This window comes from Sphingomonas bacterium (assembly GCF_028292945.1).
Taxonomy (GTDB): domain Bacteria; phylum Pseudomonadota; class Alphaproteobacteria; order Sphingomonadales; family Sphingomonadaceae; genus Sphingomonas.
This window is the reverse complement of the sequence record NZ_JAQGLJ010000041.1, coordinates 1-8,409: the sequence shown is the minus strand read 5'-3', so window position 1 is coordinate 8,409 and position 8,409 is coordinate 1. Positions and strand designations below refer to the sequence as shown.

General features: G+C 68.9%; 9 protein-coding genes and 1 riboswitch. Of the genes, 7 read left to right on the top strand and 2 right to left on the bottom strand.

Annotation, left to right across the window (positions count from 1 at the left end):
• The 7 genes from JWN21_RS05245 to JWN21_RS05215 form a co-directional block, all read left to right on the top strand.
• A partial coding sequence (locus JWN21_RS05245) for a peptidoglycan DD-metalloendopeptidase family protein (protein ID WP_299646974.1) occupies nt 1–901 on the top strand: 901 nt, incomplete at its 5' end.
• Nucleotides 902–971: 70 nt separating this feature from the next.
• On the top strand, nt 972–2,309 hold the full coding sequence (locus JWN21_RS05240) for a S41 family peptidase (RefSeq protein ID WP_299646972.1): 1,338 nt from the start codon (nt 972–974) through the stop codon (nt 2,307–2,309).
• Between the two features lie 10 nt (nt 2,310–2,319).
• A complete protein-coding gene (locus JWN21_RS05235; protein ID WP_299646970.1) occupies nt 2,320–2,796 on the top strand; it encodes a disulfide bond formation protein B in 477 nt (158 codons plus the stop codon).
• Between the two features lie 32 nt (nt 2,797–2,828).
• A complete protein-coding gene (locus JWN21_RS05230) occupies nt 2,829–3,320 on the top strand; it encodes a demethoxyubiquinone hydroxylase family protein (protein WP_299646968.1) in 492 nt (163 codons plus the stop codon).
• A gap of 23 nt (nt 3,321–3,343) precedes the next feature.
• A complete protein-coding gene (locus JWN21_RS05225) occupies nt 3,344–3,775 on the top strand; it encodes a hypothetical protein (protein WP_299646966.1) in 432 nt (143 codons plus the stop codon).
• Between the two features lie 141 nt (nt 3,776–3,916).
• A complete protein-coding gene (locus tag JWN21_RS05220) occupies nt 3,917–5,302 on the top strand; it encodes a hypothetical protein (protein WP_299646965.1) in 1,386 nt (461 codons plus the stop codon).
• Nucleotides 5,297–5,377, top strand: a riboswitch (ZMP/ZTP riboswitch). (Overlaps the previous gene by 6 nt.)
• 19 nt (nt 5,378–5,396) lie before the next feature.
• Nucleotides 5,397–6,101, top strand: a complete 705-nt coding sequence (locus JWN21_RS05215) for a DJ-1/PfpI family protein (RefSeq protein ID WP_299646963.1) — start codon at nt 5,397–5,399, stop codon at nt 6,099–6,101.
• Here JWN21_RS05215 and JWN21_RS05210 read toward each other — a convergent pair.
• Nucleotides 6,043–6,717: a DedA family protein gene (locus JWN21_RS05210; protein ID WP_299646961.1), complete on the bottom strand. Its 675-nt coding sequence runs from the start codon at nt 6,715–6,717 to the stop codon at nt 6,043–6,045. The two genes, JWN21_RS05215 and JWN21_RS05210, sit on opposite strands and share 59 nt — an antisense overlap.
• A gap of 199 nt (nt 6,718–6,916) precedes the next feature.
• Nucleotides 6,917–8,314, bottom strand: coding sequence for a UdgX family uracil-DNA binding protein (locus JWN21_RS05205; protein WP_299646959.1), 1,398 nt, complete (start codon nt 8,312–8,314; stop codon nt 6,917–6,919).
• Between the last annotated feature and the right edge of the window lie 95 nt (nt 8,315–8,409).

The window sequence follows — 8,409 nt, the reverse complement described above, 5'->3', positions numbered from 1 at the left end:
CGCGCTGGTGGCGGCGGAACAGGCCGAGGCGCAGGCCCGCCTCGCGCGGGTGCAGGAACCTGCGGCACGGCTGCTGGCGGCGCTGACCGGGCTTGCCCGGCGCCCCACGATCGCGGCGGTCGCGCAGCCGGGATCGGTCGATGACCTCGTCCGCGTCCGGGCCATGCTGGGCGCGGCGCTGCCGATCGTCCGCCGTCGCGCGGAAGGGGTGCGCGCCGAGCTGCTGGCGGTTCGCCGGCTGCAGGCAAGCGCGGGGTTGGCCGCCCAGGCGCTGCGTGACGGACGAGCGGCACTGGAGCGCGACCGCGTGTCGCTGGCGCTGTTGGAGGCGAAGCTGCGAGGCCGCGCTGCCGCGATCGGCGAACAGGCGTTGTCCGAATCGGATCGTGCCCTGGCGCTCGGGGAGCAGGCGCGCGATCTGGTGGACCAGCTGGAGGTCGACGACCAAGCGCAGGTGACCGCGACGGAACTGGCCGCGCTGCCAGGTCCGCTGCAACGACCGCTTGCGCCCGGCGTGGTGCCGCCGCCCCGCGCTGCACCGGCCTATCGGCTGCCGGTCGCGGGTCGGCTGGTCACCGGTCTCGCCGAATTGTCGCGTTCGGGTGTGCGATCGCGCGGGCTGAGCTTTGTGGTCCCCGCTAATACGCCGGTGACCGCGCCTGCGGGCGGTGTCGTGCGCTTCGCCCGCGCCTTTCGCGGATATCGCACGATCGTGGTCGTCGATCATGCCGATGGCTGGACGACGCTGGTGACCGGGCTTGCACGAGCGACGGTCCGGCCCGGCACCGTGGTCGCCACGGGCACGTCGCTCGGGCAGGCGGTAGGGGGTGAGGGGTTGCCGGTGACGGTGGAGCTGCGCCGGCGCGGTCGCCCTGCCGACATCGCCGCGCTGATCGGCTGAGGCGCGACGCCGCTATGATCCCCACCCCAAGACCGCTATACCGCCACGGTCTGTTCGATTGCGAGAAGCCATGCCCCGTCCGCTCCTGACCGCCACCGCGCTTGCGGCAACGCTCTGCCTCGTGCCGCTCGCCACCGCCGGCATGGCCGCTGCCGACACCGGTGCCTATCGCGACTTCGATCAGTTCATGGAGGTCTTCAACCGCGTCAAGGCCGACTATGTCGACAAGGTCGACGACAAGACGCTGATCAAGGGCGCGATCGAGGGCATGTTGTCGTCGCTCGATCCGCATTCCGGCTATGTCGACGCGATCGCCTATGACAATCTGCGCATCCTGACGGAAGGCAATTACGGCGGCCTTGGCCTGACGGTCACGATGGAGGACAATGCGGTCAAGGTGATCGCGCCGCAGGAGGACACGCCCGCGTTCCGGGCGGGCGTCAAGGCGGGCGACTACATCACGCACATCGATGGCAAGCTGATCTTCGGCCAGACCCTGGACGAGGCGATCGGCCAGATGCGCGGCAAGGCCGGGACGCGCATCGCCCTGACGCTGGTGCGGCCGGGCCGCGACAAGCCGGTCGACGTGGCGATGAATCGCGAGATCATCGTCCAGCGGCCCGTGAAATGGGAGGTGCGCGGCCAGGTCGGATACATCAACATCAACACCTTCTCCGAACAGACCGGCGCGGATACGCGCGCCGCGATCATGGCGATCGAGAAGTCGCTCGGACGCAAGCCGCTGGGTTACGTCGTCGACTTGCGCGACAATGGCGGCGGGCTGCTGGGGCAGGCGATCGAGGTGTCGGACGCATTCCTGTCTTCGGGCGAGATCGTCTCGCAGCGTGGTCGCGACAAGGCCGATATCGAGCGCTACTATGCCCGGGCCGGCGACGACGCGAACGGGCTGCCGGTGGTGGTGCTGACCAATGCGGGCACTGCGTCGGCGAGCGAGATCGTCGCGGGCGCCTTGCAGGATCACCATCGCGGGCTGGTGATGGGCACGCGGTCGTTCGGCAAGGGATCGGTGCAGACGCTGATCCCGCTGGGGCCGCAGACGCAGCTGCGCCTCACCACCGCGCGCTACTACACCCCGGCGGGACGATCGGTGCAGGAGGGCGGGATCGAGCCCGACATCGCCGTGCCGCAGCTGTCCGATCCCGATCACAAGAGCCGCCCGGTGTTCCGCGAGGCCGATCTGCGCCGGCACCTGATCAACGAGATCAAGGCCGACGACAAGATCCTGGAGGAGGACACGAAGGATGATCCCCGCTTCACCGCGACGGCGGAGACCCTGAAGAAGCAGGGCGTCGAGGACTTCCAGCTCTGGTATGCGTTGAAGACGGTGGCGCGCCTCGGCGGTCCGGCGCAGGTCGCGGCGGCGACACGGCCGGTGCCCAAGAAGTGACCGCGCTTACGTGACGGGCCTGGTCCGGGCGAACTGGCTCGCGCTGCTGTTGCCGACTGCCTTGCTCGCGGGGGCGTGGGGCTCGCAACTGATCGGCGGGCTGATCCCGTGCGAAATGTGCCACTGGCAACGTTGGCCGCATTATGCGGCGGCGGGATTGGCGGCGGTTGCGTTCGCCACCTCGGGTCGGACGCACGCAACGCTGGTCGTGTTGGCGGCGCTGGCGCTCGCCGTGTCGGGTGCGATCGGCGTGGCGCATGCCGGGGTCGAATATGGCTGGTGGCAGGGGTTCACCGCCTGCACCGCGCCCGTGCCGATCACCGGCACGACGGCGGCGGAGCGGCTGGATGCGTTGCTCAAGGCGCCGGTGGTGCGCTGCGATACGGCGCAATGGTCGCTCGCGGGCATCTCGCTAGCCGGATACAATGCCCTCTTCTCACTGGGCGGTGCTGTCGCCATCTTGTGGCTGATGAGGAGAGCGCGATGAAACCGGGAGATCGGCGCCAGAGTAGCGACGCGATGATCCGGGTTGATCAGGCGGGCGAATATGGCGCGACGCGCATCTATGCGGGGCAGCTGGCGATCCTGGGCGACCGGCACCCGGCCGCGCGCGCGATCAGTCACATGGCGCATCAGGAGGAGCGCCACCGCGCGTTCTTCGACAGGCTGATCGCCGAACGCGGCGTGCGGCCGACGCTGTTGCAGCCGTTCTGGAACGTCGCCGGGTTCGCGCTGGGTGCAGCGACAGCGGTGATCGGCCCCGAGGCGGCGATGGCGTGTACCGCTGCGGTCGAAACAGAGATCGACAAGCATTATCAGGAACAGCTGGACGAGCTCGGCGATAGCGATCCGGAACTGTCGACGGCGATCGCCGATTTTCAGGCCGAGGAGCTGGAGCACAAGGCGCACGCTATCTCCGCAGGCGCGGAAAGCGCGATCGGCTATCCCGTTCTGTCCGCGTTCATCCGGCTTGGGTGCAAGGTGGCGATCGCGGCCTCGAAACGGATATGAGGGAAGAGACTATGCGGATGCTCATGATCGCGGCCCTGATGGTCGCGCCTCCCCTGACGGCGCAGGTCGCCGGGCCGGGCGTCGAGGCGCCCAAGGCGAATGCGGGCACCGGAGAGGTCGCGCGTGGCGCGGCGATCAACGGGGTGCTGACGCTGTACGGCAATCAGCGTTGCCCGACCGACACGAACGGCAACGAGGTGGTGGTTTGCGTCCGTCGCAGCGCTGCCGAGCAATACCGCGTGCCCAAGGAGCTGCGCGAATTCGAGGTGACGCCGGAGAACGCATCCTGGGCCGCCAAGGCGCAGGGCACGCTCGCGGCAGGCGAGGGCGTCAACGCGATCGGCAGCTGCTCGGTGGTTGGACCGGGCGGTCAGTCCGGCTGTTTCCTCCAGTCGGCCCGCGCCAATCGCGCGGAGAACAAGCAGCGCGCGGTCGAGGCGAACCGCGCGCCCTAAACGCCATTTCGTTCGTGCCGAGCGCAGTCGAGGCACTTGTCCCTGTCTGCGCCAAGGCTTCTCGACTTCGCTCGAAGCGAACGGGATAAGGGACGCGTGAACGGTGAGGCGGCAAGAGTGAGAGGTGGTGGACGCTGGCGCTTGCCGATCGTCCTCGCCCTGCTCGTCTGGTTCTCCTGCGCATGGTTCGGCTCGTGGGAAGGCAACCCAAACAACGCGACGCGGCTGTTCGCGGCGATCAGCCTGGTCGAGGACGGCGACGCGACCATCGATGAGTTCGCGCCCCTGACAATCGACAAGGCGCTGTTCGACGGCCATTTCTATCTCGACAAGGCGCCTGGCATGACGCTGATGGCGCTGCCGGCGGTGGCGCTGGCGAACGCCTGGACGGGCGAGCGGTCGGCCTTGATGTTCAAACGGGCGGACGATCCCGGTATGGCCCGGTTCATGCGGTTGCGAATGCGGCTGGCGGTGGCGATCGGGCCGGCGGTGCTGACGGCGATTGCGGCGGCCTTGCTGTTTGATCTGGCATTGGGGCTGACAGGTAGCGCGTCAGGCGCGCTGGTGGCGGCGTTGGGGTTCGCGCTGGGATCCCCGGTCTGGGGCTGGTCGACGACAGTGTTCGGGCATGCGCCGGTGGCCGCGCTGTATGTCATCGCGCTGTGGGCCTTGTGGCGGGCTGACGGCACGAGGGTCATGGCCTTGGCCGGCGCGGCGCTCGGCTGGGCGGTGGTGATCGAGTACCAAGCGGTGCTCGCCGGAAGCGTGCTGGCGCTGTTCGGCGTCTGGCGGGTATGGGCGCGGCCGGATCGCTGGCGCCTGCTTGGTGCTGCGACGGCGGGCGGCGTCGTGGCGCTGCTCCCCTTGTTCGCGTACAACCTCGTCGCGTTCGGAACGCTGTGGAAGCTCGGCTACCAGGGCGTGGTCGGGTTCGAGGGGATGAACCAGGGGCTGTTCGGGCTCGGCTGGCCACGGCCCGATGTGCTGCTGGAGCTGCTGTTCGGAACGACGCGGGGGCTGTTCTGGGTCGCGCCGGTTCTGCTGCTCGCGGTGCTGGGGCTGACCCTGCTTCCCAAACCGGTCGCGTGGACGGCAGCTGTCGCGGCGGCGATCGTGCTGCTGGTCAACGCGGCCTACTTCTACTGGGACGGCGGCAACTCGACCGGGCCGCGTCACGCGACGCCTGCGATCGGCATGCTGGCGCTGGGGTTGGCGGGGTTCTGGGCAGGACTGACGAGCCGGTGGAGCCGGGTCGCAACGGCAGGCGTGCTGGCGCTGTCGATCGGCATCAACCTCATCATCGCCGCGTGCGATATCTTCGCGCCGCCGACCGACCCGTGGCCGCTGCGCTGGGTGGTGACGCAGCACCTTGCGCTGGGTGACGTGACCTCGGTGGCGGGAGACTGGTGGGGGTGGCCGGAGTGGACCGGGCTGGCGATTTGGGCGGCGGCGGCGTTGCCGATGCTCGCCTGGCTGGTCCGCGCGGCGCGCTTGCATCGAGGCGGGCCGACGGTTAGCCTGCTCTAGCCGCGTGACTGGCGCTAGGTGGGGCACCACCGGGGAGCGCGGCCGAGCCGATAGCCGCGCGCCTGGGCACCCTCTCGTCGCGGAGTGTCCACGCATGAACATCGCCTTTCTGCTCTTCCCCAACGTAACACAGCTCGATCTGACCGGGCCGGCGCAGGTGCTCTCGCGCCTCGGCGGCGGCCGGCTCGATCTGGTCGCCGGCAGCCTCGAACCTGTACCGACCGACGCGGGCTTCTCGATCCTGCCGACCGCCACCTATGCCGACGTGCCCGCCGCCGACATCCTGTGCGTGCCGGGCGGAATTGGCGTCGCCAAGGTAATGGACGACGACGCGGCAATGGCCTGGGTGGCGCAAGTCGGCGCGGGCGCGGCGTGGGTGACGAGCGTGTGCACGGGCTCCCTCATCCTCGGGGCGGCGGGGCTGATCGAGGGCTACAAGGCGACGACGCATTGGGCGTGGCATGAGCATCTCGCGCTGTTCGGGGCGGAGCCGACGCAAGGCCGCACGGTGGTGGATCGCAACCGCGTGACCGGCGGCGGCGTGACGGCGGGGATCGACTTTGCGCTGACGCTGACCGCGTTGATCAAGGGCGAGGAGCATGCGCGGCTGGTGCAGCTGTCGCTCGAATATGATCCGGCACCGCCGTTCGACGCCGGCTCGCCAGAGCGCGCAGGCGAGGAGCTGGTCGCGCTCTACCGTCGGCGTGCCGACCGGCTGGCACCGGGTCGCGAGGCGGAACTCAGGGCTGCCGCGGGTCGACGGGGTCGGGCTGCGCCAGGATCGCGCGGTTCTTCCTGATGCCATTGACGCGGTGCCAGATGTAGAAGCCGATCGCGAGCACGCCCAGCACGCCGATGACGATGTGTGCCTGATGGAAAGCCTCCTTCAGGCGCGGATCGTTGTTCCAGGACTCGCCAAGTTCGCGCCCGACCCACGCAAGCGCGAAGCAGAACGGCCATGAGCCGATGAAGGTATAGAGGTGGAACGGAATCAGCGGCATCCGCGCGACGCCGGCGGGAAAGGCGATGAAGGTGCGGATCACCGGCAGCAGCCGGCCGATCAGTATTGCCCAATTGCCCCAGCGCACAAAAAAGCGTTCCGCCGCGTCGATCTCGTCCAGCCCGACGAGGAAATACTTGCCCCAGCGCGCGACGAACGGCCGGCCACCGCGCTTGCCTACCTCGTAGGCGAACACCGAGCCGACATTGCACCCGAACGCGCCGGCGGTGGCGGCAAGGTAGATGTTGAACTCGCCGGTCGACACCAGATAGCCGGCGAGCGGCATGATGATCTCCGACGGCAGCGGGATGCACGCGCTCTCGATCGCCATCAGGATGACGACACCCCAATAGCCGCCCCAGCGGATCACCTCGACGCAGAAGGTGACGAGGGCGGCGATGATGGCTTCGATCATGGGCGGGGCCGATGGGGCAGCGGCGGGCGGAGGTCAACCGGGGGGGGGGGCGGGAGGTGAAGCCGTTTGACAGTCACCCTCCCCGGCAGAAGCCGGAGCCTGGTCGGCCCTGCCGGATATGAGGTTGCGCGTGAAGGCCGCGCGGCGGCACTGGGCCCCGGCTTCCGCCGGGGAGGAGCGAAAAGCCTATCCGCCAATCTCAGGCGAGAAGGCTCTGCGCCAGCTTCAGGTCCTCGACGAACAGCCCGAACTCGTCCTCCGCCCGCGCCTTGTCGTCGATGCGGAGCAGGTAGGACGGGTGGACCGTGATCAGCCCCTTGCCGCCATCAGGCAGCGTCAGCGCGCGGCCGCGTTCCTTGCCGATCGTCACGACCTTACCCAGCAGCGACCGCGCCGCCGTTGCGCCCAGCGCCACGGTCAACTCGGGCTTGATCAGCATCTGCTCCTGCTCGATCCACCAGCGGCAGGCGTCGATCTCGCCCGCGCCGGGTTTGGCGTGGATGCGGCGCTTGCCGCGTTGTTCGAACTTGAAATGCTTGACCGCGTTGGTGACGTACACCGTCTCGCGGTCGACGCCGGCAGTCGCCAGCGCGCGGTTGAACACCTGGCCGGCGGGACCGACGAACGGCTTGCCGGCGAGGTCCTCCTGGTCGCCGGGTTGTTCGCCGACGAACATCAGCCGCGCGTCGACCGGCCCCTCGCCGAACACGGTCTGCGTCGCGTGTTTGTAGAGGTGGCACCGCGTGCAGTGCGCGGCCTCGGCGCGCAGCGCCTCCCAGGCGGCCCGGCTGTTGCCGCCGACCCCATCTGCTCTTGGCGCGCGCGCCGTGTCGATCATCTTCGATTCCCTTGCCTGGGCGGAGGCGAGCAGCTGCGGCACCAGCGCCGTCTCGGGCATGTTCTTCCAGTATTTTCGCGGCATTTCCTTCAGCATTGCGCCGACCTTCACGCGCGCCGGGTTGAAGATGGAGGCGTAGTAGGTCTTCCAGACCTCCTCGATCGGATCGCCGTCGGGCGCGTCGGCCTTGGCCGCACCCGGCCCCTCCGACAGTATCTTGCCGTCCCAGTGCAGCGACACCTCCGGCGTCAGGATTGACCAGCGCATCGACGCGAAGCGGTTGACGAAGAACGACGCGTTGGCGCGGACGATGTGGTGTTCGGGCTCGAACCACGCGACGAAGCGCGGCGTGCCGCTCTCGTCGACTTCGCGGAAGCGCAGAAAGGCGCGCATCTTGTGGATGTCGCGGCGGACGCCCTTGGCGAGCACGTCGAGGCGGCGGAGCAGCGGGTCGGCGCGGTCCTCGATCAGCCCGGGTTCGCGCTTGAGCCGGGTGAGCAGCGTGTAGAGCAGCGCGAACCGCGCCGGGTCGGAGGCGAGCACGACGTCGCGCGCCAAGTCGATGAAGGGGCGCGGCACGGTGAAGCCCGCCGACGCAGGTGCTTCATAGGGGACGCTCTCGCCGGCAAAGAGGTCCTTGGGTGCGTCGCCGACCTGCCAGAGAATGTCGTCGGGCGGCGCCTCCAATGCGGCAAGCGAGCGCGCGGCGTCGCGCCAGGTATCGAACTCGTCGGGGGCGGGGAGGATGACGGTGCGCATCAGTTCACACCGTCATGCTGAACCGGTTTCAGCATCCATGCGGCCCACCTGGTCCGTGCTCTGACGTCTCGCATGAACCCTGAAACAAGTTCAGG